Annotated in this window: 27 protein-coding genes; 18 read left to right on the top strand and 9 right to left on the bottom strand. The window is 64.6% G+C overall.

Features of this window, described 5'->3' with window-relative positions; all coding sequences use genetic code 11:
• Positions 1–131: 131 nt before the first annotated feature.
• Together ACVWY0_RS10645 and ACVWY0_RS10640 are read right to left on the bottom strand one after the other, a co-directional pair.
• Positions 132–638, bottom strand: a complete 507-nt coding sequence (locus tag ACVWY0_RS10645; protein ID WP_485836670.1) for a DUF2004 domain-containing protein — start codon at positions 636–638, stop codon at positions 132–134.
• Positions 639–683: 45 nt separating this feature from the next.
• The gene (locus ACVWY0_RS10640; protein WP_058932242.1) at positions 684–1,601 is read right to left on the bottom strand and encodes a LysR family transcriptional regulator; all 918 of its coding nucleotides are present in this window, start codon (positions 1,599–1,601) and stop codon (positions 684–686) included.
• Between the two features lie 187 nt (positions 1,602–1,788).
• Here ACVWY0_RS10640 and ACVWY0_RS10635 point away from each other — a divergent pair, with 187 nt between their 5' ends.
• The 10 genes from ACVWY0_RS10635 to ACVWY0_RS10590 all read left to right on the top strand — a co-directional run bounded on the left by ACVWY0_RS10635 (position 1,789) and on the right by ACVWY0_RS10590 (position 12,314).
• Positions 1,789–3,165 (top strand): NAD(P)/FAD-dependent oxidoreductase, encoded by a 1,377-nt coding sequence (locus ACVWY0_RS10635; RefSeq protein ID WP_485836669.1) that lies wholly within the window; start codon positions 1,789–1,791, stop codon positions 3,163–3,165.
• Positions 3,162–3,893 (top strand): DUF1365 domain-containing protein, encoded by a 732-nt coding sequence (locus ACVWY0_RS10630; protein ID WP_485836668.1) that lies wholly within the window; start codon positions 3,162–3,164, stop codon positions 3,891–3,893. Before ACVWY0_RS10635 ends, ACVWY0_RS10630 begins: the two co-directional genes overlap by 4 nt.
• Positions 3,890–5,263 (top strand): class I SAM-dependent methyltransferase, encoded by a 1,374-nt coding sequence (locus tag ACVWY0_RS10625; protein WP_485836667.1) that lies wholly within the window; start codon positions 3,890–3,892, stop codon positions 5,261–5,263. Before ACVWY0_RS10630 ends, ACVWY0_RS10625 begins: the two co-directional genes overlap by 4 nt.
• A 50-nt stretch (positions 5,264–5,313) precedes the next feature.
• Entirely contained in the window at positions 5,314–5,613 is a 300-nt protein-coding gene (locus tag ACVWY0_RS10620) for a hypothetical protein (protein ID WP_485836666.1), read from the top strand.
• A gap of 157 nt (positions 5,614–5,770) precedes the next feature.
• Positions 5,771–7,357: a BTAD domain-containing putative transcriptional regulator gene (locus ACVWY0_RS10615; protein ID WP_485836665.1), complete on the top strand. Its 1,587-nt coding sequence runs from the start codon at positions 5,771–5,773 to the stop codon at positions 7,355–7,357.
• A gap of 289 nt (positions 7,358–7,646) precedes the next feature.
• On the top strand, positions 7,647–7,892 hold the full coding sequence (nrdH, locus tag ACVWY0_RS10610) for a glutaredoxin-like protein NrdH (protein WP_013601222.1): 246 nt from the start codon (positions 7,647–7,649) through the stop codon (positions 7,890–7,892).
• Between the two features lie 57 nt (positions 7,893–7,949).
• A complete protein-coding gene (gene nrdI / locus ACVWY0_RS10605) occupies positions 7,950–8,423 on the top strand; it encodes a class Ib ribonucleoside-diphosphate reductase assembly flavoprotein NrdI (RefSeq protein ID WP_485836664.1) in 474 nt (157 codons plus the stop codon).
• A 53-nt stretch (positions 8,424–8,476) separates the two neighbouring features.
• Complete coding sequence (gene nrdE / locus ACVWY0_RS10600; RefSeq protein WP_248764138.1) at positions 8,477–10,597, top strand: class 1b ribonucleoside-diphosphate reductase subunit alpha; 2,121 nt, start codon at positions 8,477–8,479, stop codon at positions 10,595–10,597.
• A 91-nt stretch (positions 10,598–10,688) separates the two neighbouring features.
• A complete protein-coding gene (gene nrdF / locus ACVWY0_RS10595) occupies positions 10,689–11,663 on the top strand; it encodes a class 1b ribonucleoside-diphosphate reductase subunit beta (protein WP_024368367.1) in 975 nt (324 codons plus the stop codon).
• 345 nt (positions 11,664–12,008) lie between these two features.
• Positions 12,009–12,314 carry a hypothetical protein gene (locus ACVWY0_RS10590; protein ID WP_485836663.1) on the top strand — a complete coding sequence of 102 codons (306 nt, stop codon included), beginning with the start codon at positions 12,009–12,011 and terminating at the stop codon, positions 12,312–12,314.
• Position 12,315: 1 nt separating this feature from the next.
• Here the strand turns inward: ACVWY0_RS10590 and ACVWY0_RS10585 are convergent, their stop codons facing one another.
• On the bottom strand, positions 12,316–13,530 hold the full coding sequence (locus ACVWY0_RS10585; RefSeq protein ID WP_485836662.1) for an aminotransferase class I/II-fold pyridoxal phosphate-dependent enzyme: 1,215 nt from the start codon (positions 13,528–13,530) through the stop codon (positions 12,316–12,318).
• A 187-nt stretch (positions 13,531–13,717) separates the two neighbouring features.
• On the opposite strand from ACVWY0_RS10585, the gene ACVWY0_RS10580 reads away from it, so the two are divergent.
• From ACVWY0_RS10580 to ACVWY0_RS10560, 5 genes are all read left to right on the top strand, one after another.
• Positions 13,718–14,455 (top strand): VOC family protein, encoded by a 738-nt coding sequence (locus ACVWY0_RS10580; protein ID WP_485836661.1) that lies wholly within the window; start codon positions 13,718–13,720, stop codon positions 14,453–14,455.
• 102 nt (positions 14,456–14,557) lie between these two features.
• A complete protein-coding gene (locus ACVWY0_RS10575) occupies positions 14,558–14,806 on the top strand; it encodes a type II toxin-antitoxin system Phd/YefM family antitoxin (RefSeq protein ID WP_485836660.1) in 249 nt (82 codons plus the stop codon).
• Positions 14,803–15,063, top strand: coding sequence for a type II toxin-antitoxin system RelE family toxin (locus ACVWY0_RS10570; protein WP_485836659.1), 261 nt, complete (start codon positions 14,803–14,805; stop codon positions 15,061–15,063). Before ACVWY0_RS10575 ends, ACVWY0_RS10570 begins: the two co-directional genes overlap by 4 nt.
• 191 nt (positions 15,064–15,254) lie before the next feature.
• On the top strand, positions 15,255–15,638 hold the full coding sequence (locus ACVWY0_RS10565; protein ID WP_485836658.1) for a cupredoxin domain-containing protein: 384 nt from the start codon (positions 15,255–15,257) through the stop codon (positions 15,636–15,638).
• On the top strand, positions 15,635–16,057 hold the full coding sequence (locus tag ACVWY0_RS10560; protein WP_485836657.1) for a hypothetical protein: 423 nt from the start codon (positions 15,635–15,637) through the stop codon (positions 16,055–16,057). Before ACVWY0_RS10565 ends, ACVWY0_RS10560 begins: the two co-directional genes overlap by 4 nt.
• 7 nt (positions 16,058–16,064) lie before the next feature.
• Here the strand turns inward: ACVWY0_RS10560 and ACVWY0_RS10555 are convergent, their stop codons facing one another.
• Together ACVWY0_RS10555 and ACVWY0_RS10550 are read right to left on the bottom strand one after the other, a co-directional pair.
• Positions 16,065–17,594, bottom strand: coding sequence for an FAD-dependent oxidoreductase (locus ACVWY0_RS10555; RefSeq protein ID WP_485836656.1), 1,530 nt, complete (start codon positions 17,592–17,594; stop codon positions 16,065–16,067).
• Positions 17,595–17,741: 147 nt separating this feature from the next.
• A complete protein-coding gene (locus tag ACVWY0_RS10550) occupies positions 17,742–18,212 on the bottom strand; it encodes a DUF4383 domain-containing protein (protein WP_485836655.1) in 471 nt (156 codons plus the stop codon).
• Between the two features lie 204 nt (positions 18,213–18,416).
• On the opposite strand from ACVWY0_RS10550, the gene ACVWY0_RS10545 reads away from it, so the two are divergent.
• Complete coding sequence (locus ACVWY0_RS10545) at positions 18,417–19,235, top strand: CPBP family intramembrane glutamic endopeptidase (RefSeq protein WP_485836654.1); 819 nt, start codon at positions 18,417–18,419, stop codon at positions 19,233–19,235.
• Between the two features lie 493 nt (positions 19,236–19,728).
• On the opposite strand, the gene ACVWY0_RS10540 is transcribed toward ACVWY0_RS10545, so the two are convergent.
• The 3 genes from ACVWY0_RS10540 to ACVWY0_RS10530 all read right to left on the bottom strand — a co-directional run bounded on the left by ACVWY0_RS10540 (position 19,729) and on the right by ACVWY0_RS10530 (position 22,684).
• Positions 19,729–20,586, bottom strand: a complete 858-nt coding sequence (locus ACVWY0_RS10540) for an SDR family NAD(P)-dependent oxidoreductase (RefSeq protein ID WP_485836653.1) — start codon at positions 20,584–20,586, stop codon at positions 19,729–19,731.
• Between the two features lie 130 nt (positions 20,587–20,716).
• A complete protein-coding gene (locus tag ACVWY0_RS10535) occupies positions 20,717–21,613 on the bottom strand; it encodes a diacylglycerol kinase catalytic domain-containing protein (RefSeq protein WP_485836652.1) in 897 nt (298 codons plus the stop codon).
• Between the two features lie 9 nt (positions 21,614–21,622).
• The gene (locus tag ACVWY0_RS10530; protein WP_485836651.1) at positions 21,623–22,684 is read right to left on the bottom strand and encodes an SPFH domain-containing protein; all 1,062 of its coding nucleotides are present in this window, start codon (positions 22,682–22,684) and stop codon (positions 21,623–21,625) included.
• A gap of 63 nt (positions 22,685–22,747) precedes the next feature.
• Between ACVWY0_RS10530 and ACVWY0_RS10525 the strand changes: the two genes are divergently transcribed.
• Entirely contained in the window at positions 22,748–23,482 is a 735-nt protein-coding gene (locus ACVWY0_RS10525; RefSeq protein ID WP_485836650.1) for an NUDIX hydrolase, read from the top strand.
• A 6-nt stretch (positions 23,483–23,488) separates the two neighbouring features.
• Here the strand turns inward: ACVWY0_RS10525 and ACVWY0_RS10520 are convergent, their stop codons facing one another.
• On the bottom strand, positions 23,489–24,553 hold the full coding sequence (locus ACVWY0_RS10520) for an FAD-dependent oxidoreductase (RefSeq protein ID WP_485836649.1): 1,065 nt from the start codon (positions 24,551–24,553) through the stop codon (positions 23,489–23,491).
• Positions 24,554–24,639: 86 nt separating this feature from the next.
• On the opposite strand from ACVWY0_RS10520, the gene ACVWY0_RS10515 reads away from it, so the two are divergent.
• Positions 24,640–24,954 carry a hypothetical protein gene (locus ACVWY0_RS10515; protein WP_485836648.1) on the top strand — a complete coding sequence of 105 codons (315 nt, stop codon included), beginning with the start codon at positions 24,640–24,642 and terminating at the stop codon, positions 24,952–24,954.
• Positions 24,955–25,080: the final 126 nt, after the last annotated feature.

The following is a 25,080-nucleotide window of genomic DNA, read 5'->3' as shown; positions in this document are numbered from 1 at the left end:
GTTCCCTGGCCCGAGCTTGCGAGGCTAGGGGGCGGTTGGGGAGCGAAACCTGGATCTCGACAAGCTCGATCACCGGAATGTACGGCGGCCGGTCACCGAAAGGTGACCGGCCGCCGTCGTGCGTTAAGGGTTCAGGACTCCCAGAGGATTTCGTCGTCCACCACGCCGTCTTCGTCGGCGGCTACCACCAGGACCTCGTCCGTGAAGTGTGAGCCCAGGGTGAAGTCCATGACAAAGTAGCGCTCCGGCTGGCCGGGGAAGATGCCCACGTGGCCGAGTTTGAGGGCTTTGAGGAAGACGTCGTTGGTGAGCTGGCTGCGTTCCTCCACGCCGAAGACTTTCTGCAGGTGCTCGTCCTTGAGGGCGCTGCAGTGGAAGTGAAGGTATTCCTGGGGGCTGGTGCCTTCCTGCTCCAGTTCGTCGGCGATCATCTGCCGTACCTCATCCACCAGCTCGGGGAGGAACCGCAGCCGGTAGTCCACCTTGTGCATGGCCGCTTCGTCAAAGTGGTCGTGTGCGTTGATGTTCAGGTCGAGTTCGAGTACCTGGCCACCCAGCTCATGTTGGGCGGCGATGTTGTGATCCCTGCCGTGGTTGAGCTCGATTTCTCCAAAGTGCTGGCTCGCTACCCTGTTCATACCTTCAACATAGACCCCAAGTGCCGCGCTTTCCAGCATTCCGGGCTAATTGCCTGAGGACCCCGCAGCGGCCATCGTCTCGGCGAGCAGGTCCACAAACAGCTGCACCCGGGCGGTCTTCTTCTCGTTGATGAGCAGGGCAAACACGTTCCGGGCCAGCCGGATCTCGGGAACGTCCAGCACTACAACGCCGGCCGGCCGGTTCCGCAATGCGAGCTCGGGCACCAGCGCCGCGCCCAGTCCGGCGGCCGCCATTTCGAGGCTGGCATGGAAGTCGTCGCTGTGGGCCACCACGCGCGGATGCAGGTTGCAGCTGGCAAAGAGACGCTCAATCACTACGGCATCGGGGCTCCCGGGGTGGTGCATGATCCAGGGCAGCTCAGACAGATGGTCCGCGGCCACCTTGGCGTCCGTGCGGAAACCCCAGCCCGCGGGGAGCACTACGCGGAAGTTGTCATCGCCTATCCACTGCCGGTTAATAGTGTGCGGCCAGGCGAGCCCGGACTGGCCCACCTGGAAAACGAGCGCCACATCCAGCTCTCCGCCGGTGCGCAGTCCCTGGATGGTCTGGGCCGGTTCGGCCACCGTTACTTTGAGGTCGATGGCCAGGTCCTTCCACGCCGGATTCTTCAGGATGCGCGGGAGGACGTAGGTTGCCAGGCTGGGGAAGATTCCCAGCCGGAGCTCCTGGCTGGTGCTGCTGTGTGTCTTGGAGGCTGCCGCCATCAGGGCTTCGATGTCCGTCAGCACCTTCGCGGCGTGCCGGGTCATCACCACCGCCGCTTCCGTGGGGACCACGCTGCGGGCCGAACGCTGGAACAGGACCACGCCCGTCTCGCGTTCCAGGGCGGACATCTGTTGCGAAACCGCCGACGCCGTGTAGCCCAAGCGTGCCGCTGCGGCCGCGAACGAGCCCAGCCGGGTAACTTCCAGGAGGGTCTTCAGATGTACGGGATTTACCAAAACTGTCCTTCGGTCAGGGCCGCCTTGGCACTGCGGTGTGCCGGGTCTGGAACGCCCGCTTCATTCTGGCACAAAGATTTACGGCAAACTCAGTCATCCACCGGCCCCACGGCGTCGAACTGCCCCTAGAGAGTTTGCACCGAGCAAGTGCACCACGAAGTCCAAGCAGGGGAGCAGAACAGTGTCTTTGGCAGGGAAATCGACCTTCAAGCCGCACGGACGGCGCATCGCGGTCGTGGGCAGCGGAGTGGCCGGCCTGACGGCCGCGTATGTCCTGAACCGGCACGACAACGTCACCCTCTTCGAGGCGGATAGCAGGCTGGGCGGCCACGCCCACACCCACGACGTCGCGCAGCCGGATGGATCCATCCTCGGCATCGACACCGGCTTCATCGTCCACAACGAGCGGACGTATCCCACCCTGCTGCGGTTGTTTGCCGAGCTGGGCGTGGAGACGCAGGACTCGGAAATGAGCATGTCCGTCCGCTGTGACGGCTGTGGCCTGGAGTACGCCGGGGCCCGTGGGGGCGGTCGGGGGATCATCGCCCGCCCGTCCAGCCTGCTGCGCGGCCGCTACCTGCTGATGCTGTTGGAGGTCATGCGTTTCTACCGCAGGGCCCGGGCTTTGATTGAGTCAGCTCCAGCGTCCGACGCCGGCCCTGGTGCGGGCGGCGCGGAGCTGACCCTCGGTGACTTCCTGGCAAAGGAACGCTTCAGCAAGTACTTCATCTCCCATTTCATGACGCCGGTGGTCAGCGCGGTGTGGTCGTGCGATCCCACCACGGCGCTGTCCTATCCGGCGCGCTACCTTTTCACGTTCCTGGGCCACCACGGCATGCTGGGCGTCAAGGGTTCGCCGCAGTGGCGGACGGTCAGCGGCGGTTCGGGGCAGTACGTGGAGAAACTCGCCGCGACGCTCCCGGACATCAGGCTTAGCAGTCCGGTCACCGCTATCCGGCGCCACGCCCTCGGCGTGGAAGTGGACACCGATCACGGAGTGGAGGATTTCGAGGCCGTGGTCATTGCCACGCACCCGGCCCAGGCCCTGGGCTTCCTCGCGGACGCCACGCCGGCCGAAAAGGACGCCCTGGGGCAGATGCCGTACTCCGTCAACCACACCGTTTTCCACCGGGACCCGGCCGTCCTGCCCGCCGCGGACAATGCCATGGCGTCCTGGAACTACCGTCTCCCGGACTGCGAAGCCCGACCCGACAAGGTCCTGGTCAGCTACGATCTCACCCGGCTGCAGCGCCTGGAGCCGGCCGATGGCCTGCCATACCTGGTGAGCCTGGGGGAGTCCGGGCTCATCGCGGAGGACCGGGTGCTGGAACATTTGGTCTACGAACACCCCCAGTACACCCCCGAATCTTTGCGGGCACAGCAGCGGATTGCGGCCCTTAGTGACGACCGCATCGCCTACGCCGGCGCCTACCTGGGCTGGGGGTTCCACGAGGACGGCGCCCTGGCCGGTGTCCGTGCCGCCGCGAGCCTGGGACGAACTTGGGATACACCCGCGACTCGGGCACCCGAGCCCGAACTGCTCTCTGCCTCGGAGGGCGCATGAGCTCGACGGCAGCCATCTACCGCACGTCCATTTCCCACGTGCGCCAGAGCCCGCTGAAGAACGCGTTCACGTACCGGAGCTACAGCTGGTTTGTGGATGTGGACCGGCTCCCGGTACTGCCCCGGCTCATGCGGCCTCTGGCCGTCTTCCGGGCCGCCGACCACCTGGGCGATCCCGACACCACCATCCGCAGCAACGTGGAACGGTTCCAGCGGACCCGGGGGATGGAGCCCGACGGCGGGGCCATCCGGATGCTGACCAGCGCCCGGGTTTTCGGCCACGTTTTCAACCCGCTCACGCTCTTCTGGTGCTACCGGATGTCCGGGGAGCTGCAGTGCGTCATCGCCGAGGTCCACAACACCTACGGCGAACGCCACTGCTACCTGCTGGAAACGGATCCTTCCGGCCGTGCCAGCGTGCCCAAGGCCTTCTACGTGTCTCCGTTCAATGACGTTGACGGGCAGTACCGGATGAAGCTGCCCGCACCGGAGCAACGGCTGTCCGTCTCCATCGTTCTGGAGCGGGAAGGGCAGCGGCCCTTCGCCGCAACCATGGACGGGGACCGGCACCCGGCCACCGTCAGGAACATCCTGGCAGCGGCCGTTGCCGTCCCGGCCGCGCCGCTGCTGGTATCGGCGTTGATCCGGATCCAGGGCATCAAACTCTGGGCGCGACGCCTGCCAGTCATCAAAAAACCACATCACCCCTCACAGGAGGCAGTCCAATGACCATGACCGATGAAAACGGAACAGCCGCGACTGCGGAGGTCTCCGCCGCGAAGTCAGCCGCACGGCACCCGGTGACGGGGCAGGCCGCTGCCGGGGTACCGGCGTCGCCAGCAACTATCGATCCGGACGTGTGGCCCGGTGTTGCCCACGCGCCGTCGGGCACTAAAGCGTTGGTGGCGGGCAAGGCCGCCGGCCTGCTGTTCAAGGCGGCCGTACGCCGGCTGCCCCTGCGTATTGCCTACCCGGACGGTTCGGTGCTGGGCACCGGCGGCCCCGACGCACCGGTGATGACCATGCTCAGGCCGGCAGCGTTCGAAGTGCGGATCGGTGACAACGGCCTGATCGGGCTGGGCGAATCGTTTATGGCGGGGGACTGGGAAGCATCAGACCTCGCCGGGGTGCTGGAGGTCTTCGCCGCGTCCGTGGACACGTTGATCCCCGCACCGCTGCAGAAGCTGCGGACCCTGTACCTGCCGCGGACGCCGCGGCAGGAACGCAACGAAGAGCACAACACGCGCAGCAACATCTCGCGGCACTACGACCTGTCCAACGAGCTCTTCTCCAACTTCCTGGACACCACCATGAGCTACTCCTCGGCGCTCTTCCCGCTGAGCGACGGTGCACTGGATTCGGTCCCGTGGGACGCCTTGGCGGAAGCCCAGCAAGCCAAGATCGACAGGCTGCTGGACAAGGCCGGCGTCGGATCCGGCACGCGGCTGCTGGAGATCGGCACCGGCTGGGGTGAGCTGGCCCTCCGGGCAGCAGCCCGGGGTGCCACTGTCTACAGCGTGACGCTCTCCAGTGAGCAGCGGGCGTTGGCGCAGGAACGGATTGCAGCCGCCGGCTACGCAGACCAGGTGACCGTGGCGCTGCAGGACTACCGCGCCGTGGAAGGCGAGTTCGATGCCGTTGTGTCAGTGGAAATGGTCGAGGCGGTTGGCTATGAGTACTGGCCCATCTACTTCCAGACCATCGACCGCGTGCTGGCCCCGGGCGGGAAGGTGGCCATCCAGGCCATCACCATGCCGCACGGCCGCATGCTGGCCACGCGCAACGCGTACACCTGGGTGCACAAGTACATCTTCCCCGGCGGCTTCCTGCCGTCCGTGCGGGCCATCGAAAGTGTGACCCAGCAGCACACCACACTCCGGGTGCGGGAGCGGATGGGCCTGGGCGATCACTACGCCGCGACCCTCCGCCTCTGGGAGGAACAGTTCATCGCGCGCTCCCAGGAGGTCGGCGGACTGGGGTTCGACGCCGTTTTCCAGCGGATGTGGCTGTTCTACCTGTGCTATTCACGGGCGGGATTCCAGTCCGGCTACCTGGACGTACAGCAGATTGTCCTGGACCGCAGGGAGGCGCAGTTGTAGTTTCGCGTGGTCACACGCGTAGTCACACGCCGGTGCTGGAAACTCCAGTTATGGAAACTAACTGGAAGACCACAGGGGAACTGAATACCTTTATCAACCTCACAGCCGACCATATCGTGGCTGAGGGGACCCAGGCGGAACGCCGGACGCTGCAACTGATGGCCTCGGCAGTCCAGGCGTTTGCCCCGGGCGCGGCGGCTGCACTCAATGACTGGGACGGTTCGGAGATAGCCCGGCTGCGGGCGTTCGGAATCGTTCACGGTGTGTTGGTGCGTGAGTTGGGTGCGCCCGCCCAGGCTGAACTCCTGGCGCAGCTCGAGCCGTCACCCGCTCTGGTGCTGGCTGCCTGAGCGTTGCTACATTGAGCTTGTGCTGCGCCTTCGGTTGATCGGCAGATTGGGCCTTGAACGCGACGGCCAGCCGATTCCCGGGCCCAGAGGCCACAAAAGCTGGGCAGTACTGGGGAGGCTGGTCCGATCCTCGGGGCCGGTTTCCCGCCAGGTTCTCGTGGATGAGCTGTTCTTTGACGCCGACGATCCCATGGGGGCCCTGCGGTGGACGCTGGCCGAACTGCGTCGAAAGACGGGCCTGACCGAGGCTTTCCGGGGCAACCCTGTTTCGCCCGGGCTTGGTCCAGACACTGCTGTGGACGTGGCCGAACTTTCGCGGGGCCTGCTGGAGACGGAGATTCCCGAAGGGCACTTCCTGGAAGGGATCGAAGTCAAGGGATCGCCAGGGTTTGAGTCCTGGCTTCTGGTGGAGCGCCAGAGGGTGGACAGCGAGGTGCTCAGCGCACTGAGGCAGGCAGCTCTTCAGGCGCTTTCGGCCCGGCGGTTCTCCCGGGCCGTGGAGCTTTCCAGGGCCATGGTGGCACGGGCGCCCTTGGAAGAAGGGCCGCACATCCTGCTGGTCAAGGCCTTGGCCTCGTCCGGTGATGCGGACGCCGCCCTCCGGCAGGCCGCAGCCAGCGAAGCAATGTTCGTCGCCGAGCTCGGGACAAAGCCCACCGCGGCCCTCCGCGCGGCCGCACGGCCCGCCGTAGCCGCGCCGGTACCCGGTATTTCAGCCCGCGCGTCCGCCCAGTCCCTGTGCGAGGCCGGGCTTGCCGCCTTGTCAGCCGGTGCCGCCGATGCCGGGATCGAATGCCTGCGCGGAGCATCCGCCGCAGCCGAGGAGTCCGGCGACGAGGAACTGCTGAGCCGCTGCCTGACCGAGCTCGGCGCGGCGCTCGTCCACTCGATCCGGGGCTACGACGACGAAGGCTCCATCATTCTTGCCGCCGCCGTTGACCTGGCGGTTGCCGCCGGCGCGGAGCCGGTAGCGGCAAAGGCGCTGTCGGAGCTGGCCTATGTTGACATCCTCGCCGGACGGCGGGCCAGTGCCGCCGGATACTTGGAAACTGCCCGCGGGCTGGCAACCGGGGATCCGTCCCTCGACGCTGCCATTGCCGGGTTTGAAGCCATGAACCTCAGCGACTGGGGCAAGCTTGAAGCAGGTGCCGACCAGTTCGCTGCCGCCGTCGAGCTGAGCCGGAGTGCCGGTGCCGTCAGGCGTGAAGCTTGGAACCTGGGACTGGGGGCACGAAGCCTGTTCCTCCTGGGCCGCGTGGACGAGGCCGGAGAATGGGCCCGGCAATCCTGCGAACTGGCCCGCCGCGAACGCTGGACGGCATTCCGGCCCTGGCCGGAAGCGTGGCTGGCCCATGCCCGTCTGTCCGATGGAGAACGGCCCGGGGTGGTCCGGGAGCAGGCGGAGGCAACCTTCGCGCTCGCACGCCAGCTGCAGGACCCCTGCTGGGAAGGCCTTGCTGCGAAGACCATCGGGCTCACGCATTTGCTGGAAGGCAACGCCGATACTGCACTGGAGTGGATGAAGAACGCGGGGATCCTCTGCAGCCGGGTCACTGATTCGTACGCCTGGGTACAGGTTGAGATCCTCCTGGCAGAGGCCAGCGCGGCGCTGGAGTCCGGGGACACGGTCCGTGCGGATGCCGTGGCGAGGCAGGCTGTGGCCGGAGCGGCCCGGGGAAGCATGGATGACCTGCTCGACCGCGCCATGGGCCTCTTGGCGTCGCTGCCCACGGTACGGAGCTAAGACTCCGGTTTGGCCTGTTCGAGCCACGCGCGACACGCCGTCCCGCAGGCGACACGCGGGGGCGTTAATTGTGGCTAAGTACTCCACAGGGTGTGGATGACGTCCGCAAAAACGGCGGGATTCCGGACATTTTGAGGGCGCTTGCCTGTGGATTAAAAGTGCATTAAATGACATACTTGTAATACATCATCTTGGGGTTCCGAAGAGCCGTCTGCACTACATGTAGTATCGACGTACAGCTTGGGCAGGACAAAGACGAGCGAAGATTTCGATAAAGGGGACAGGGACAATGACCGTTACGGTTTACACCAAACCTGCGTGTGTACAGTGCAACGCAACCTACCGTGCGCTGGACAAAAAGGGCATCACTTACCAGAGCGTTGACATCTCCCAGGACGCCGAGGCCCTCGAGCGCCTGAAGGCGCTGGGCTACATGCAGGCACCTGTTGTAGTCACGGACCAGGACCACTGGTCAGGCTTCCGCCCGGACAAGATCGAGGAACTGGCACTGTCTGCCGTTTCCTCCGTGGCCTAAGGCCCTACACTTTTCGCCAGCCGGCAACTTTCAACACGCACACATGAGGTGACTCCCGTGTCAACACTGGCAGTAGCCAGGGCCCAGGTGGCCCCGTTGGCGCCTGTCACCACACAGAGCCAGCTCATCTACTTTTCCTCCACCTCCGAGAACACCAGCCGCTTTGTCGCGAAGCTCGGATGTGAGCTGGCACGGATCCCGCTCCATGCAAAGGATGCACCCCTTCTCGCCACCCGGCCTTACGTCCTGGTAGTGCCGACGTACGGGGGCACCGGGGGAGAGGGCTCCGTGCCCAAGCAGGTGATCCGCTTTCTGAACGACCCGCAGAACAGGCAACTGATCCGTGGGGTTATCGGTGCAGGCAATACAAACTTCGGGGACAACTACTGCATGGCCGCGGACATTATTGCCGCCAAGTGCAACGTCCCCCGGCTTTACAGATTTGAACTAATGGGCACGCCAGAAGACGTCGCCCGCGTACACAATGGATTGGACACGTTTTGGACACGACTGTCGCAGACACAGAAGTAACCAGGGCCGAAGGCCAGGGCACCCGCGCAGGCGCCGCCGTCGAAAAGCCCGAGATGCCGGCCGCCTATAAGGGGCTGGGCTATCACGAGCTCAACGCCATGCTGAACCTGTACGGCCCGAACGGCGAGATCCAGTTCGAGGCCGACCGCGAGGCTGCACACCAGTACTTCCTGCAGCACGTGAACAACAACACCGTCTTTTTCCATGACCTGGAAGAGAAGCTCGACTACCTGGTGAAGAACCAGTACTACGAGCGCGAAACCCTCGATCAGTACACGATGAACTTCATCCGCGAGCTCTACAACCGCGCGTACAAAAAGAAGTTCCGCTTCGAGACCTTCCTGGGCGCGTTCAAGTTCTACACGTCCTACACGCTGAAGACGTTCGACGGCAACCGCTTCCTGGAGCGCTACGAGGACCGCGTCTGCATGGTGGCCCTGCACCTGGCCCGTGGTGACGAGAAGCTCGCCCTGCAGATGGTGGACGAGATCATCGAAGGCCGCTTCCAGCCGGCGACGCCCACGTTCCTGAACGCCGGCAAGAAGCAGCGCGGCGAGCTGGTCTCCTGCTTCCTGCTCCGCATCGAAGACAACATGGAATCGATCGGCCGGTCCATCAACTCGGCGCTGCAGCTGTCCAAGCGCGGCGGCGGTGTGGCATTCGCGCTGACCAACATCCGCGAAGTGGGCGCCCCGATCAAGCAGATCGAGAACCAGTCCTCCGGCGTCATCCCCGTGATGAAGCTCCTCGAGGACAGCTTCTCCTACGCCAACCAGCTCGGTGCCCGCCAGGGTGCCGGTGCGGTGTACCTGCACGCGCACCACCCGGACATCTACCGCTTCCTGGACACCAAGCGCGAAAACGCGGATGAGAAGATCCGCATCAAGACCCTCTCGCTGGGCGTTGTCATCCCGGACATCACGTTCGAGCTGGCCAAGAAGGACGAGGACATGTACCTGTTCTCCCCGTACGACGTCGAGCGCGTCTACGGCATGCCGTTCTCCGACGTCTCGGTCACCGAGAAGTACTACGAGATGGTGGACGATTCCCGGATCAAGAAGACCAAGATCAAGGCGCGCGAGTTCTTCCAGACCCTCGCCGAGATCCAGTTCGAATCCGGCTACCCGTACATCATGTTCGAGGACACCGTGAACCGGGAAAACCCGATCGACGGCAAGATCATCATGTCCAACCTGTGCTCGGAGATCCTCCAGGTCTCGCAGCCCACCACGTACCACGATGACCTGTCCTACGACCAGACCGGCAAGGACATCTCCTGCAACCTGGGCTCGCTGAACATCGCCAAAGCCATGGACAGCCCGGACTTCGGCCTGACCATCGAGACGGCCATCCGGTCCCTCTCGGCGGTCTCGGACATGTCCAACATCACCTCGGTGCCCTCGATCGCCCGCGGCAACGACCAGTCCCACGCCATCGGCCTGGGCCAGATGAACCTGCACGGCTACCTGGCCCGCGAGCGGGTCCACTACGGTTCCGAAGAGGGCCTGGACTTCACCAACATCTACTTCTACTCGGTGGTGTACCACGCGGTCCGCGCCTCCAACCTGCTGTCCATCCAGACCGGGCAGACCTTCGGCGGCTTCGAGAAGTCCAAGTACGCCTCGGGCGAGTTCTTCGACAAGTACACGGAGCAGGAGTGGGTGCCGCAGACCGAGAAGGTTGCGGAGCTGTTCAAGAACATCCACATCCCCACCCAGGATGACTGGCGCGAGCTGAAGGCCTCCGTCATGGAGCACGGCATCTACAACCAGAACCTGCAGGCCGTCCCGCCGACGGGCTCGATCTCCTACATCAACAACTCCACGTCCTCGATCCACCCGGTGGCGTCCAAGATCGAGATCCGCAAGGAAGGCAAGCTGGGCCGCGTGTACTACCCGGCGCCGTACCTGACGAACGACAACCTGGAGTACTACCAGGACGCGTACGAGCTCGGCTACGAGAAGGTCATCGACACCTACGCCGCAGCCACCCAGCACGTGGACCAGGGCCTGTCCCTGACGCTGTTCTTCAAGGACACGGCCACCACGCGCGACATCAACCGGGCCCAGATCTACGCCTGGAAGAAGGGCATCAAGACCATCTACTACATCCGTCTCCGCCAGCTCGCGCTGGAGGGAACCGAGGTGGACAATTGCGTCAGCTGCATGCTTTAATCTTCAACTAAATCTTGACTGTACGACGGCGGGCGCCCGCCCGCCGTCGTACGCTTAACTTCAAAGAACAACCCAACTTTTAGGGGATGACATGACCGAGAAGGTCAAGCTGCTTAGCCACGTCGAAGCGATCAACTGGAACCGCATCCAGGACGATAAGGACGTAGACGTCTGGAACCGTCTGGTCAATAACTTCTGGCTGCCCGAGAAGATCCCGCTCTCCAACGACGTGCAGTCGTGGGCCACGCTGACTCCGGACGAGCAGCAGCTCACCATGCGCGTGTTCACGGGCCTGACTCTGCTGGACACGATCCAGGGCACCGTCGGCGCCGTGTCGTTGATTCCGGACGCGATCACCCCGCACGAGGAAGCCGTCTACACGAACATTGCGTTCATGGAGTCCGTGCACGCCAAGAGCTACTCCTCGATCTTCTCCACGCTGGCCTCCACCAAGGAGATCGACGAGGCATTCCGCTGGTCCACCGAGAACGTGAACCTTCAGAAGAAGGCCCAGATCGTCATGGACTACTACCAGGGCGACGATCCGCTGAAGCGCAAGGTGGCCTCCACGCTGCTGGAGTCCTTCCTGTTCTACTCGGGCTTCTACCTGCCGATGTACTGGTCCTCACGGGCCAAGCTGACGAACACGGCTGACCTGATCCGCCTGATCATCCGCGACGAAGCCGTCCACGGCTACTACATCGGCTACAAGTTCCAGAAGGGCCTTGAGGGCCTGTCCGAGGAGCGCAAGCAGGAGATCAAGGACTACACGTTCGAACTGCTCTTCGAGCTGTACGAGAACGAGGTCCAGTACACTCACGACCTCTACGATTCCGTTGGCCTGGCCGAGGACGTCAAGAAGTTCCTGCACTACAACGCCAACAAAGCACTGATGAACCTGGGCTACGAGGCCATGTTCCCGGCTTCCGTTACCGACGTGAACCCGGCCATTCTCTCGGCCCTGTCGCCGAACGCCGACGAGAACCACGACTTCTTCTCCGGGTCCGGTTCGTCATACGTCATCGGTAAGGCCGTCAACACTGAGGATGACGACTGGGACTTCTAGTCCCACTGTTGGTTGTTGAGCCCATATAAGGAGGGTCCCTCACGCTGATGCGTGCGGGACCCTTCGCGCTCTCCGGTCAAGCTAACGGTTGCTTGTTCGCGAGGACCGCATCTGCGCCTCCGCGCTCATTCTTTGCCCGTGATGGCCGGATCTTCCGGGTCCTGCCGGTTGCTACGGCAACAGTCAAGCGCCCGTTCTGCAAGAAGTAGCGCTTTGTGATTCCGGCTGGCGCCCTGCTGCTCGGTTTCGTCATGGGTTCCTGCTTCAGCGGCAGCACCGCCGTCGGCCGCCCCCGGCACCTGCTGCTCCGACGGGACCGGCAGTGGGGACACCCTTCACCGTGAAATGCGCAACGGTGACGTCGCCAGAATCACGATCGTCCCCGTTGTGCGGACCGAGACAGTGACCACGACTTCGTTTGCGTCACCGCCGAAGAACGGAACGTACCTGCTCCTGGACGTGCTGTGGGAGACCGAGGCGGGGAAGGCGAGCTCGAATCCCTTCTACTTCTCAGCCAAGGATGAAACCGGCCGCAAGGCTGGCCTCAGCTTGTTTGCCGATAACCAGCTGGGCTCCGGTGACGTCCTGCCGGGCGGCAAGTCCCGAGCGTATATCGCGGTCGACATGCGCCCGGGCGGCGACTGTGAGTGAATCACGGGCTGCTCTCCTTCATCGCCGCTTCGAATGCCGGCAAACTGCGTTCGATCATGTCCTCGTTGGCTGTCAGGGAGATCCGGAAGAAGCCTGGCGTCTCGAACAGCACGCCCGGCAACACGAAGACATCCCGGCGGGCAAGTGAGTTGGTGAACGCCTCATCGTCCGAAATGGGGGACGTGACATACAGGTAGAACGTGCCTTCCGGCCGCAGGACGCGGTACCCCATGCCGCCGAGCACATCGACGAGACGGTCCCGGCGCCGCTGCAACTGGCCGACGTCGATGGTGAACTTCTCCAGTTCGGGAAGCGCGTGCTGCAGCAGGGCGTTCGGATACACCCAGCCCATCGCGACCTGCAGGCCGGTGATAGCCGGCTCCATCTCATCCCGCTGCGGCATGGTGGGCGGCAACGCCAGGTAGCCGACGCGCTCGCCTGGGGAGAGATGGGTCTTGCCGTAGGAGTAGGCCAGGAGCGTGTGCGGGTAGAACTCCACAGGGCTGTGGAATCGCAAGCCGTCGAAAACGATCCGGTTGTAGGCTTCGTCCGAGATGAGGTAAATCCGCCGTCCAATCCTCGCCGAGGCCGCCTCCAGCAATTCGGCCAGCCGGACCAGCAATTCGGGGGGATAAATCCGCCCCGTGGGATTGTTGGGCGAGTTGACGATCACTACCCGGGTGCGTTCCGTGATGGCTGCCTCGATCGCGTCGAGGTCCAGGTCGAACGTGGTTGTGTTGATTTTCACCTTCACCGGTACGAGCCCGGCTTCAAGGATCAGCGGCTCGTTTAGGAACCAGGGCGGCAGGCTGTAAATGATCTCGTCGCCGGGATCGGCGACGGTCTTCAGGGCAAGGGCAATGGCGGCGAAGCCACCGGTGGTGAGGTAAATATCCTCCGTCCGGAAGGGCACATCCAGCAGCCTGTGAAGGGATTGAGCGGCTGCTTCCCGGGCGGCCTCGCCGTTGGTCTGGTAGGCGAACCACTGATCATTCTGAGGAGTCAGCGCGTCCCGCAGCGTATTGACGTAGCGGTCAGCCGGCATCTGGTGCGGGTTGCCGAACGTGAAGTCGCAGCCCGGCACCTGCCCGTGCCCGCGGGCACTGTACTCCCGGATGTAGGCGTTAACCCGCTGAAGGGAGGGTATCGACGCCAGCCGTGCAGCGCGATCAGATACCGCCGAGGTTGTTTGGGATGTGGCTGTCGGATCGTTCATGTCAGCGCTCCTGTGTAGGGCAGCCCGGTGGGGCAGTCGGATGGGCAGCGCGCTGCCGAGCCAGCGGAGGCTGTTGTTAGAGCCATTGTTGACTCGACGACGCGTTGGAGTAAAGAGTCCGCGATAATGGCCCGGACTAGGGCGTGCCTCCCATATCGGGTATTACCTGGGTATAGGCTCGGGCGGTATGGCGCTGCGACTTGTTCAGGTGAATTTCAAGGCTCGGGATGACTCAACGCTGGGCCGGTTTTGGGCGGAGGCGCTCGGCTGGGGTGTTTCCAGCGAGGGACCCGGTGTGACGAATGTTGAACCTGTGGACTTCGTCTGGCCGGACCCCGTGGCCGTCTGCATCGATGTCGTCACCGTCCCGGACCCCGAGACGGTGAGGTACCGCGCGCACCTCGATCTAGCCACCACCTCTGCGGCCCATCACGCGGAGCTGGTCGCGCGCCTGTTGGAGCTCGGTGCGACGCCCGCGGATGTGGGCCAGGGTGATGTGCCGTGGACAGTCCTAGCCGACCCGGAGGGCAATGTGTTCTGTGTGCTGGAGCCGCGACCGATCTACCGGGACACCGGGCCGATTGCCACGGTGGTGGTCAACTGCGCGGATCCGCGGGCCCTGGCCGGGTTCTGGGGCGAGGCCACGGACTGGACCGTGCACGAGGTGAACGACGATCATGCGAGGCTGCGTTCGGCCAAGGGCGTCGGGCCGTATCTGGAATTACTTCGCACGTCCGGCGTGGAGACGGTGTGGAACCGTGTCCATCTCGACCTGATGCCGTACCCGGGTGATGATCAAGCGGCAGAAGTGGCCAGGCTGCGGGCGCTGGGCGCCACTGACGCCGACGTCGGCCAGGGCGATGTGCCATGGGTCTGCCTCGCCGACCCGGAGGGCAACGAGTTCTGCGTCCTCACCCCGGGATGACGCGGAGTCACTGACAGTCAGATTCGAAGCGCTGTCCGCCTGGTAGGCATGGCACCCGGGGCTTGCATGTACACTCGGTGATCTCAGGTGTACATTTGAAGAATGTCCACCATCAACATTACCGACGCGCGATCGCATTTGCCGGAGCTCGTCAGTGTGGCTGAATCCGAGCCGGTATTCATTGAGCGCAGGGGGCGAAGGGCAGCCGTTCTCGTGTCCCCGGAGCGCTACGAGCTAATGCTCGACGCCCTGGAAGAAGTCGAAGATCTCGCAGCGTTCGACGAGGCGATGGCCGAAGAGGGCGAAAACATCCCCTGGGCCCAGGTGAAAGTCGATCTTGGCTGGGTATGACCAGCTATCGGATTGAGCTGCGCCCTGCGGCCCTTCGGGCCCTCCGACAGATCCATCCGAAAGACCGCGATCGTATCCACGGCGCCATCGCACTCCTCGGATCCGATCCGCGACCGCCCAAGGCCATCGCCTTGCGTGGACGTCCGGGATTTCGGGTCCGGGTTGGCGATTATCGGATCATTTATACAATCCAGGACGATGTGCTGCTGGTGGTTGTTGTCACCGTTGGTCATCGGCGCGATGTCTATAGCAAGTAGGCAGTCGGCTATTCGATAGTCCCGCTCGGCTGCCTCCGCCGCTCCGGGAAGGACACCGCGCCGCCTGCGGCAGCACCGCCGTCGGCCGCCCTTCACCGAACCGCAGGTGCCATTTCGGTCCGATGCGCGCACAATAGTATGGACAGGCGGGGCCTGGCTGGCCCTGGTTTCCGGAGTCGAGGACGGTCACCGTGAGAGCGATTCAGGCCAAGGCCGCAGTGCTGCTGATGGCGGCGCTCCTGGTGGGCGGGTGCGGCTCGGGCGGCGGAAGTCCCGCGGCGTCCCCCGGGCCGGGGACAGCGACGACGGGAGCGGTCACCCCCGGAGCGCCGGTTATCACCATCAAGGACTTCGAGTATGGCGCGCCGCTGACCGTTGCGTCGGGCGCAATTGTCGCGGTCACCAACATGGATTCAGCGGGCCATACCGTTACCGCGGACCAGGGCCAGGCATTTGACGTGGATGTCCGCGGAAGCGGCGGGACGGCCACGTTCACGGCGCCGTCGGCACCCGGCTCCTACGCCTACCACTGCACCTATCACCCCAATATGCGCGGGACGCTGACCGTCAAATGAACATGGCACTGAGGGTACTGACGGCACTGGCATTGTTCATCGATGCCGGGGTACATATTTATCTGGCCCCCGGCTACCAGGCGGCTTCGCCTGGCGGAATCGGACAAGGCAACTTGTTCTATGTCGAATCAGCCGCGGCGGTGCTGGCGGCGCTGTGGGTTCTGTTCCGCGGCAGCAGAGCCTCCTTTGCCCTGGCCCTGGTGGTGGCCCTGAGCGCATTCGTGGCCGTGGTGTTGTACCGGTATGTGGATATCCCGGCCTTCGGACCCTTCCCTGCCATGTATGAGCCGGTGTGGTTTTTTGAGAAGTCCCTCAGCGCCGTGGCTGAAGGAGCCGGAGCGCTCCTGGCCGCTGTGGGCCTGATGCGGACCGCCCGCAAGCGCCGGTCCGGCGAACTAGTGGGGAAGTCGGCGAACTAGTGGGGAATCAGGGCGTCGGTGCGGGTGGGAGGTTCTTGGCGGCGGGCCCTTGGATGACGGTGCCCTCGGTGGTGAATCGGGAGCCGTGGCAGGGGCAGTCCCAGGTGGCGTCGGCGGTGTTGAAGCCGACGGTGCAGCCCAGGTGCGTACAAGTGGCGGAGACGGCGTGGACCTGCCCGTCCGCGTCTTTGTAGACGGCGGTGCTCTCGCCGTTGACTGTCATCACTGCCCCTTCTCCCGGCGACAGCTCCGTCTGGCCGGGCCGGCCGCGGAGTTTGCCGGCCAGGACAGCTGCCACGGTCTTGGTGTTCTCCTCCACGAACCGTCTCGCGCTGGCTGCCAGCGTAATCCGGTTGCTGTTGAACACCGAGGCCCAGGGGTTCTCCCGGCCGCTGAGGGTGTCAGCGAGAATGAGCGCGGCCGCGGTTCCGTTGGACAGGCCCCATTTGCGCAGACCGGTGATCACGTACACGTGTTTCGCGGTGGGGGACATGAGTCCGGCGTAGGGCAGCCCGTCGAGCGGGATGCCGTCCTGTGTTGACCAGCGGTAGGCGACCTTGTCCACACCGAGGCGGTCGTGGGCGAAGGCGGCGAGTCTGCGGTACCGCGCGGCTGTGTCGCCGGACTCGGACACGCGGTGGCCCTCGCCGCCGGTGAGAACGAAGCTGGTCCCGTTGGCGCTTGCGGTCAGAATGGAGCGCATCGGTTCGTCGACGCTGATGAACGTGGCGTCCAGCGGTGGGGTGTCCACGCGTCCGGCCACAAGGTAGGAGCGGTGCGGATGATTCCGCAGGTAGAACAGGCCCTGGCCGCCGAACGGCACGTTCGTGGCGACGATGATGTCGCGGGCCCGGACGGTGCCGTGTTCGGTATCGACGGCGGCCGGGGAGCCGTCGTGGACCTGCTGCGCCCGGGTCTGCTCGAAGACGAAGCTGCCCTCGCCATCGACCACGCGGGCGAGACCCTGAAGGTATTTCACGGCATGGATTTGCGCCTGCCCGTCGAATCGGACCGCACCCTTGACCGGGAAGGGCAGCGGCACGTCGGTGGTGAAAGCGGCGGGCAGGCCGAGGCGGGCGGCAAGGTTGGCTTCGGCGCGCACGATGTTGAGGGCGTCGTCGGATTCGGCGTAGGTGTAGTTGGCGACGCGGCGGAAGTCACAGTCGATGGCTTCGGCGGCCACGAGTTGCGCGACGTGTTCGACTGCCGCCTGGTTGGCCTCCCCGTAGATACGGGCGGTGTCGTTGCCGTGTCGGCGCGCAAGTTCCGTGTAGGCAAGGCGGTGAAGGGAGGTGACCTTGCCGGTGGTGTGGCCGGTGACGCCGGTTCCGACGCGGGCGGCCTCGATGACCGCGACGGTCCGGCCGGTGCGTTTGAGCGCCAACGCTGCGGTCAGCCCGGCGATGCCGGCCCCGATGACCGCGACGTCCACCTCCAGATCCCCCCGCAGGACCGGATAATCGGTGGTTCCGGCGGTAGCGACCCAGAGGGAGCGGGGTTCACCTTCCGGCCGTCCACTGTTCGATGCGTCATTCACTGCGTCACCTCAGGATCACCCGGTACTGCTCGGCTGTGTTAAGGCTGCGTCAGCAGCAGCCGACGCCGAGGGACTGACGGCGACCGTCCCGAGGATTTTGTACCCCGGGGGACGGCCGCCGTCGTCGGTTTCCCACGAACCGTGGACTTATGAGGTGCTTCCCTTCGTCTTCTCCATGGCATCCCTGCCCAGCCAGAGGCCCAGGCCGATCATGCCGAGGCCCAGAACCAGGTGCAGCCAGTTGTCAGCAGTGTTGAACGGGACGAAGTTGGCCGCCGCGTTCATGTCGATGACCAGGCCGTAGATCCACAGGACCAGGTACACGATGCCGCCGCCGAGCAGGAACCAGCGGGCCATCGGGTTTGTCCGGGCCATAACGATCCCAGCCACACCGAACAGCAAATGCACGATGTTGTGCAGCACTGACACTTGGAAGACGCCAAGGAGCATGGCCCCGGACTCTTGTCCCGCGAAGGTCATGGCCCCGTAATTGGTGGTGATTCCCGGGATGAACCCGAGGACTCCAACCAGCAGGAAAACTGCACCGATACCGATGGCGGTGTTGTGAAGTGACAACCCCATCATGTGGTGTTGGGCAGGGTGTGACGCGGTAGTCATTTTGTCTCCCTTTCGCGCTGGTTGCCGGCTCTTCAGGTGGAGAGCCGGCCTTGCGGCAAGGAATCGCAGGAATCCTGCCGACGCCCACATCGTACTCCGGAAAACCGCGTGTGGGCAGGGGTAACAGTGCTTTGGGGCCTCGCCCAGGCGCTGACCGCCGCGGCCATCTTTCCCAGAAGTCGCCGTCGCTGACATGCTGGTAGGGTGACTTCGATCTTGACCGAACCACCCCGTACCGCGCTCACATGGAAACTGGTGCCAGCGGTCCTGCTCTCGGTGTCCGGAGTGCTGCTATTCGGTGTCGAGAATGACCTCATGGGCTACGGCGTGCTTGCATTGAGCCTCGTCACGGCCGCAGTCATCGACCGCGAATTCCTACGGCACCTCGCGCTGATTGCGGCGGGAATGGTGATCATCAGCCTGGTTCCGCTGAACGCTGATTTGAGCATCCCGCACATGACGCTCATGGGTGGTGCCCTCGCGTTGGCCGTGCTGGTGCCGTGGCTGGTGTCCCGTTTCGCCTACCGCGAGAGGATCATCAAGTTTCCGGTGAACACGGGCCGCAAGTGGCCGCTGAGCGCAAAGCTGTACCTGATCGTTGTTGTGGCCCTCGGCTACCTCATCCTGCCGGTCTACCTGATCCGCACGGAGGTGTATCAGAATTGGCCGGACGCGTCCGACCCCACCATCTTCTGGCGGCTGTTCCTCGGCGTGAATGCGGTTGGAATTTGGGACGAATTGTTCTTCATCTGCACCACGTTCACGCTGCTGCGGCGGCACTTCCCGGACTGGCTCGCCAACATCCTGCAGGCCGTGGTCTTCTCGTCCTTTCTGTGGGAGATCGGCTACATGGCCTGGGGACCGCTCCTTACGTTCCCGTTCGCGCTGCTGCAGGGATACACCTTCAAGCTGACCAAGTCGTTCACCTACGTTGTGACGGTGCACTTGGTCTTCGACTTCGTGCTGTTCCTCGCACTCGTGCACGCGCACAACCGCGACTGGCTGCCGATCTTCTGGTATTGAGGCCTGCTTGCGTGGATCAGTGCCAATTGTGAAAGCGGCACTTTCACCAGTTATCCGACGGCGGTCCCGCCGGAGCGGCTGTACCAGGAGCGGTCGTAGCTTGGCCTATCCCAATGGACGTGCTGGCTGGCGCAGCACAGTCCTTAGATTCCCCGGAGCCACTCTTGCTTTCGCCTTATCCACGGCATCCTCAAACATCGCCGCCGTCAGCCAGCCCGGTTCAAAGACGATCATCATCCGCCAGTTCAGTTTGTCTCGGTTTCCGTGGATGAAGTCCTGGATATCGTCCGCCCACCAAAGGCCTTCCAGCGGTAACGAATCGCATCTCTGGCACGTCCACCAGGACGAAATCGGTGACCGGTGGCAGGTACAACTCCTTCAGCCCGGCCCGCAGGTCTTCACCTTTCACGTTGACCTCGTTCGATGGTGTTGCACTCGGCTACTTGATTCTGACGGTATGTCTGATCCTGACGCCTGCTCCAACAGCTCAACGTCAGGGCATCCCGGCCAGGTGCGCGCACGCGTCCCACAAGCGCGTCCGGGCTTCGGGGTCCGATCCCATTCCGGGCGTCGGGAGCTCCTTGCGCTTGGCCCATAGCTTTCCTGAGACTCCCGCTGTTTCGCGTGACGTGGCGAGCCAGAGCGGTGTATCTGCCGCCTTTTCTGCCGGTGCTCCGAACGTGTTCGTGATCCAGCGGAATGGGCCCCCGACGTCCTGCAGCAGCGTCGTGTTCTTGACCAGTCCCGGATGGACGGCATTGGCGACCACGCCTGAGCCGCGCAGACGCTCAGCGAACTCCTGTGTGAGCAGAACCCGGGCCAGCATTGTGGGCGGCGTCGAGCGAAGGTAGCTGTACTTGCCGCTTGCAGTCTGGAGGTCGTCGAAGTTCAGCCTGGCATTGCCATACCGGGACGCGATGTTGACGATACGGGAATTGCTGGGAGGTGCGGCAGCGTGGTGCGTGAGCGCGTCCAGCAGCAGGTTGGTCAGGAGGAAGTACGCCATCACATTAGTGGCGAAGGTCAGTTCTATTCCATCGCGGGTTACCTGACGCTCCTTGCGGAACACGCCCGCTGCGTTGACCAGCACGTCGAGCCGGTCGTGGCGGGACAGGAAGTCAGCCGCCGCCGCCTGGATCGAGGACTGGTCTGAGAGGTCACAGACCAGTGGTTCAAGTTTGGCGCCCGGAACCAGCCGGCGGATGCCCGCCATCGCCTCGCTCGCCCGGGTTGTTGATCGCCCCGCCACGACCACCAAGGCACCCTCACGTGCAAGGGCCGATGCCACAGCGCCTCCCAAGCCGCCAGCCGCGCCTGTCACCAGTGCCACGGTTCCGTCCATGGATGCCATCGCCTCGCCTCCTGACGCGTTGCCATCTTGTCGTAACGATGAGGCCGCCGCGGAGCCGGGGAATTCCGGCGCTATTCCTCGACTAGTCAAAATCACAACACACGCGAGCCGGATTGACCAGACAACTTGCTTACACCACCAGCCGCAGCGACCTTTCGCCCAACCGCATAGTGATTTCCTGGCCCCAGGATGCGGTCAGGCGGTCTGATTCCATGCCGTCGCCGAACACCACCAGCTGGTCGGATGCCACGGTGATCCGGAGTGTCTCGCCCGCGTCCAGCACCCCCTCCGTCAGGGAGGCTCCGGTGATGGGGGAGGGCCAGGCCTCGCGGACGAACCACGCGAGCTGGGCGTCCGCCGGCGCCGGCAGCGCGCGCCCTCCACGCGCCAGGGCGATGGAAGCGCACCAGCCGGTGGCCCCGGTGCCGGTGGAGACGATCAGCCCAGACGAGGACTGCCGTTCGGTCCGGCCGTCCGGGGTGGTGAGCTGGTACCGGGCCGACTGGTGCGAGGCATGCCCGACGAAGATTTCGTTGAGCGCCGAGAGTTCCTGCCCGTCGTCGAGGCGCGCTGTCACGGTGGCGAGCTCCTGGCTGTTCAGCCGTTCCGGCCCGGCCAGGACAGCTTCCCGGAGCAGCTTTGCTGCCCCGTTCGGCGTGTGCCGGACCAGGACGCCGGGATTCGCTCCCGGCTCCGGATCGATCCCGATGACCGGCTGGCCGTTGAGGTACTTGGCGGCGTTGGCCACCAGCCCGTCCTGGCCCACCACGGCGACGATATCCTCCGCCGTGAGCAGGAAGCGGCTGAGGTCCGTGCGCTCCACCTCGGCGTGACGCCATTCGTCTGGAACTGCTGCCCGTACCGTCTCCAGCGCGACGGTGATCCTGTCATGTTGCCCCTGGACATCCTGGATGTTGCGTCCCCGAGTGCGGAGGAAGAATTCGGCCTGGCCGCGCGTGGCGTGCCGGTCCAGCAGTTCCTGGAGCTCGGTCCGTCGGTGGACGATGACAAGGCGTGGATTTGCCATGCCGGGATCCTACTTCCCGGCGTTGCCGGTGGTGCCTGCAGCTATGCGGCCTGCATCAGCCAAGGCCGTGCCGCCCACTGGCTCCCGGAGCAGCCCGGCCAGCGCCCCGCTCAGCAGGTCCGGGGTGATGGTGAGGTTCCCGATGTTGGGCAGCGAACCGGCTGCCTCGCGGAGGGCCAAGCCCAGAAGGGTGGCCTGGTCCACGTCCTGGTAGACCTCCATGGTGGCGGCCTCGCGTGCGGCCGCAGCCTCTCCCAGCAGCCGGATCTGGTTCGCTTCGGCGTCGGCGCTAATGCCCTGCCGTTCGGCCGAAGCGTGCGCGTCGATCAGTCCCGCGGCCGCCTTTTCCTCGGCCGCACGCCGTGCGTTGGCGCCTTCCTGGGCCACCAAGTGTTCGCGGCGGGTGGCCAGTTCGATCTGGCTCGCCATTTCGTTCTCGGAAATGGTCCGTTCACGTTCGACGGCGACGGCCCGGCGTTCGTAGACGGCGCGGTCTGCTTCGGCCTGGAGCTGTTCGCGGACCGGCGTCTGGAGGGCTCTCTCGACGTCCGACTCCGGCCGGACAGCCAGGACCTGCACGCCAAGGATCTCGATGCCTGTGGACAGGAGCCGGGCGTCCGAGCGCAGCGCGTCGGTAAGGACCGTGCGGAGCTGGCTGACAGCGCGCTCCAGGGCCTCGGCCAATGTGGTGGTGGCGATCTGGTCAATGGCGTGGCTTTGGCACAGCTGGCCGATGATGGTGGCCACCTGGTCCCTGCCGGTCGCGGGACCCGCGCCGGCCGGTTGGAGGCCGAAGTCGAGCCGGCTGGAGACGGCCACGGGGTCGACGAAGCGGTAGGTCACGTTCGCCTGGATGCTTACGTCCTGGTGGTCCCGGGTGATGGCGTGGAAGAGGGTAGGCAGTTCCTGGTCATCGACGGGAACCTCGCTGAGCACGGAGACCGCGGGGCGGTACCAGAACGCCTGGCCTACTCCTTCGTGGCGGACCGAGCCTTTCTGGAGGTGGACGACGTAGCCGGTGGGTCTGCCCAGGAAGTGGCTGATCCAGGGGTAGTTCTTGATGCTGGCCATGGGATTCGATAGGCGCCGCCAGAACTTATTGTCAAGATGACGATAAATTCCTAGGATGGGGACATGCCTGAATCTCACCCGGAGCACGCGCGCTTCCCGGTGACGGTCGACGTCGTCGCCCTCACCGTGGCCGACGACACCCTGAACGTCCTGCTCATCACCCGGCTCATTGAACCGTTCCGCGGAACACTCGCCCTCCCGGGCGGTTTTGTGCTGGCTGGCGAGGACCTGCCGTCTGCTGCGGCCCGCGAACTTGCTGAAGAGACCGGCGTCGAGCACGTCCCCGGGTACCTGGAGCAGCTGGGGAGCTACGGCCCGAGGGGGCGCGATCCCCGCGGTGACGTGCTCACCGTGGCTCACTTGCTGCTCGCGCCCAACTTCCCGGTGCTGTCCGCCGGGAGCGACGCCGAACACGCCGGCTGGTATCCGGTCAGCCAGGTCCTGAGGGGCGAAGTGCAGCTCGCCTTCGACCATGAGCGGATCCTCGCCGATGCCCTGGAGCGGGCGAAATCAAAGCTCGAATACTCGCCGTTGGCGGCGGCCTTTTGCGGTGAGGAATTTACCGTGGCACAGCTCCGTGCTGTTTATGAGGCCGTCTGGGGTACCCGCCTCGACCCCAGGAACTTCCACCGGAAGGCCACGGGAACACCTGGTTTTCTGGAGAGTACCGGACGGATGACTGCGGGCGACGCCGGCCGCCCCGCGGCTCTCTTCAGGCTCGCCGAAACAGCCCGCCCCACAGCAGGCCAGCCCACGCATGCCGTGCTGAATCCGCCGCTCATGCGCCCGCGTGACTGACGCCCCCTAGTGTCGGGGGAGTGTGGGATCCCGCCGTGGCCTGGGCTTCACCAGCCGGCCGGCGGCACCGACCGCGGCGTTCCGGATTCCTGAGCCGGTATCCATCATGGCGAATTGGCCTGTCAGGCGCGAGGCCAGCACGAGCCGCTGAGTCCGCGCCCGGCGCTCCTTGTCGAACACGGCAAGACCTGCCTCGACAGAGGAAGCCTGCGCCACGGACCGCCCCAGCGTGGCCCCATCAACGATGGCCTCGCAGGCGCCGCGTCCAAGGAAGGGCGCCATTGCGTGGGCAGCGTCGCCCACCAACGCTGTCTTTCCGGTGATGTACCGCGGCAACTTCGGCGCCTCGAAGAGTCCATGATGTAGGATGGCGTTTTCTTCGATCCTGTCGATCAGCTCCCGCACGCCGCGGTGCCAGGACCCGAAATGGTTCAGGATGTGCGGCAGATGTGGTCCATCAAACGTCCGATCGGCGCAGATGCATGCATACCAGTTGGTCGCATCAGGACCTGCCGGCGTGATGCCGAACAGTGCCCCGGGTGCCCAGGTCTCGCCGTATTCGGCCACGGCGCCCTTGACGGTGCCCCGCCATGCGACGGCTCCAAGGGAACGGGCGGGGAACCGGTCACCGAACATCCGCTGCCGGGTGCGGCTGAACGTGCCGTCTGCACCGACCACCAGCTCCGCATCGTCCAGCTGTTCGGCCTCGATGACCTGCGTGTTGAATCTGACGTCGATGTCCCGGGCAAGCGCGGCGAGCAACGCGGGCCGAGAGACCAGGTTCAGGTCGGCGCCGCCGGGGGCTGTCAGCAATGTCCGCCCCGCCGGCGTCCACAGTTGGGTTCCTGCGCCAGCAGCAATATGCGCCCAGCCGACAGCGCGGCGCGAGGCGTCAACACCAATACCATCGAGGGCCTTCATGGCGGCCGGCCACATGCCCAGCATGGTGCCCGACGTCGGCAGGGCCGCAGCCTGCTCCAAGACTGTCACTGACCAGCCGTGACGCTTCAGGGCCCGTGCCGTGCTCAGGCCGCTGATGCCCGCGCCGATGATGACCGCTGAATGTCCCACGCCTCAAGGGTACAGACTCCACCCAGCCGGTCATTCCTCCCGTTTGGGTGGACGGGTACGCTGGGATGACCGTTAGGCAGTGTGCGGTGCCCGTCCAGCTGGGCGTGGAACCACCCCAGCATCCCGGCGGTGTTCAAAATGGCTGCTCGAGCCCCCTCAACTATGAAACCGCCGACATCACGCGGCACATCCAGGACCTCGTGTTGAATTCCATGGCCCTGCCCGGCTTTCTTGAGAACCTGGCGGTCTTCTGCGCGGACGAGCTTTCACGTTTTTCCGGGGATATGTCCTGCGGAATCACGGTGCTCCGGCCGTCAGGTGCCCCGTTATGGGTGGCTCGGACGAACGCGGCCGAAGCCTTGAGGATTCTCAGACCAGATACCGTGAAGGGCCGGAATTGATCGCCTCGCTGGGGGTAGGAGTCGTCACGGTCACGGACCTGAGGTCCTAGTACTACAGTCGCGTTTGTGGGGTGTGGCCGCGGGATTTGTAGTGGCATTGCTGGGCTCTGTGTTGGTGTTTTCGTC

This window comes from Arthrobacter sp. UYNi723, assembly GCF_054057635.1.
The sequence above is the reverse complement of the archived record's forward strand: the minus strand, read 5'-3'. Positions and strand labels throughout refer to the sequence as shown.

Excerpts from the sequence above, each read along its gene's own strand:
- ACVWY0_RS10645 (WP_485836670.1), bottom strand. The coding sequence starts at position 638 with ATGAACAGGGTAGCGAGCCAGCACTTTGGAGAAATCGAGCTCAACCAC.
- ACVWY0_RS10630 (WP_485836668.1), top strand. The coding sequence starts at position 3,162 with ATGAGCTCGACGGCAGCCATCTACCGCACGTCCATTTCCCACGTGCGC.
- ACVWY0_RS10625 (WP_485836667.1), top strand. The coding sequence starts at position 3,890 with ATGACCATGACCGATGAAAACGGAACAGCCGCGACTGCGGAGGTCTCC.
- ACVWY0_RS10620 (WP_485836666.1), top strand. The coding sequence starts at position 5,314 with ATGGAAACTAACTGGAAGACCACAGGGGAACTGAATACCTTTATCAAC.
- nrdH (WP_013601222.1), top strand. The coding sequence starts at position 7,647 with ATGACCGTTACGGTTTACACCAAACCTGCGTGTGTACAGTGCAACGCA.
- nrdE (WP_248764138.1), top strand. The coding sequence starts at position 8,477 with ATGCCGGCCGCCTATAAGGGGCTGGGCTATCACGAGCTCAACGCCATG.
- nrdF (WP_024368367.1), top strand. The coding sequence starts at position 10,689 with ATGACCGAGAAGGTCAAGCTGCTTAGCCACGTCGAAGCGATCAACTGG.
- ACVWY0_RS10590 (WP_485836663.1), top strand. The coding sequence starts at position 12,009 with ATGCGCAACGGTGACGTCGCCAGAATCACGATCGTCCCCGTTGTGCGG.
- ACVWY0_RS10585 (WP_485836662.1), bottom strand. The coding sequence starts at position 13,530 with ATGAACGATCCGACAGCCACATCCCAAACAACCTCGGCGGTATCTGAT.
- ACVWY0_RS10580 (WP_485836661.1), top strand. The coding sequence starts at position 13,718 with ATGGCGCTGCGACTTGTTCAGGTGAATTTCAAGGCTCGGGATGACTCA.
- ACVWY0_RS10575 (WP_485836660.1), top strand. The coding sequence starts at position 14,558 with ATGTCCACCATCAACATTACCGACGCGCGATCGCATTTGCCGGAGCTC.
- ACVWY0_RS10570 (WP_485836659.1), top strand. The coding sequence starts at position 14,803 with ATGACCAGCTATCGGATTGAGCTGCGCCCTGCGGCCCTTCGGGCCCTC.
- ACVWY0_RS10560 (WP_485836657.1), top strand. The coding sequence starts at position 15,635 with ATGAACATGGCACTGAGGGTACTGACGGCACTGGCATTGTTCATCGAT.
- ACVWY0_RS10550 (WP_485836655.1), bottom strand. The coding sequence starts at position 18,212 with ATGACTACCGCGTCACACCCTGCCCAACACCACATGATGGGGTTGTCA.
- ACVWY0_RS10540 (WP_485836653.1), bottom strand. The coding sequence starts at position 20,586 with ATGGCATCCATGGACGGAACCGTGGCACTGGTGACAGGCGCGGCTGGC.
- ACVWY0_RS10535 (WP_485836652.1), bottom strand. The coding sequence starts at position 21,613 with ATGGCAAATCCACGCCTTGTCATCGTCCACCGACGGACCGAGCTCCAG.
- ACVWY0_RS10530 (WP_485836651.1), bottom strand. The coding sequence starts at position 22,684 with ATGGCCAGCATCAAGAACTACCCCTGGATCAGCCACTTCCTGGGCAGA.
- ACVWY0_RS10525 (WP_485836650.1), top strand. The coding sequence starts at position 22,748 with ATGCCTGAATCTCACCCGGAGCACGCGCGCTTCCCGGTGACGGTCGAC.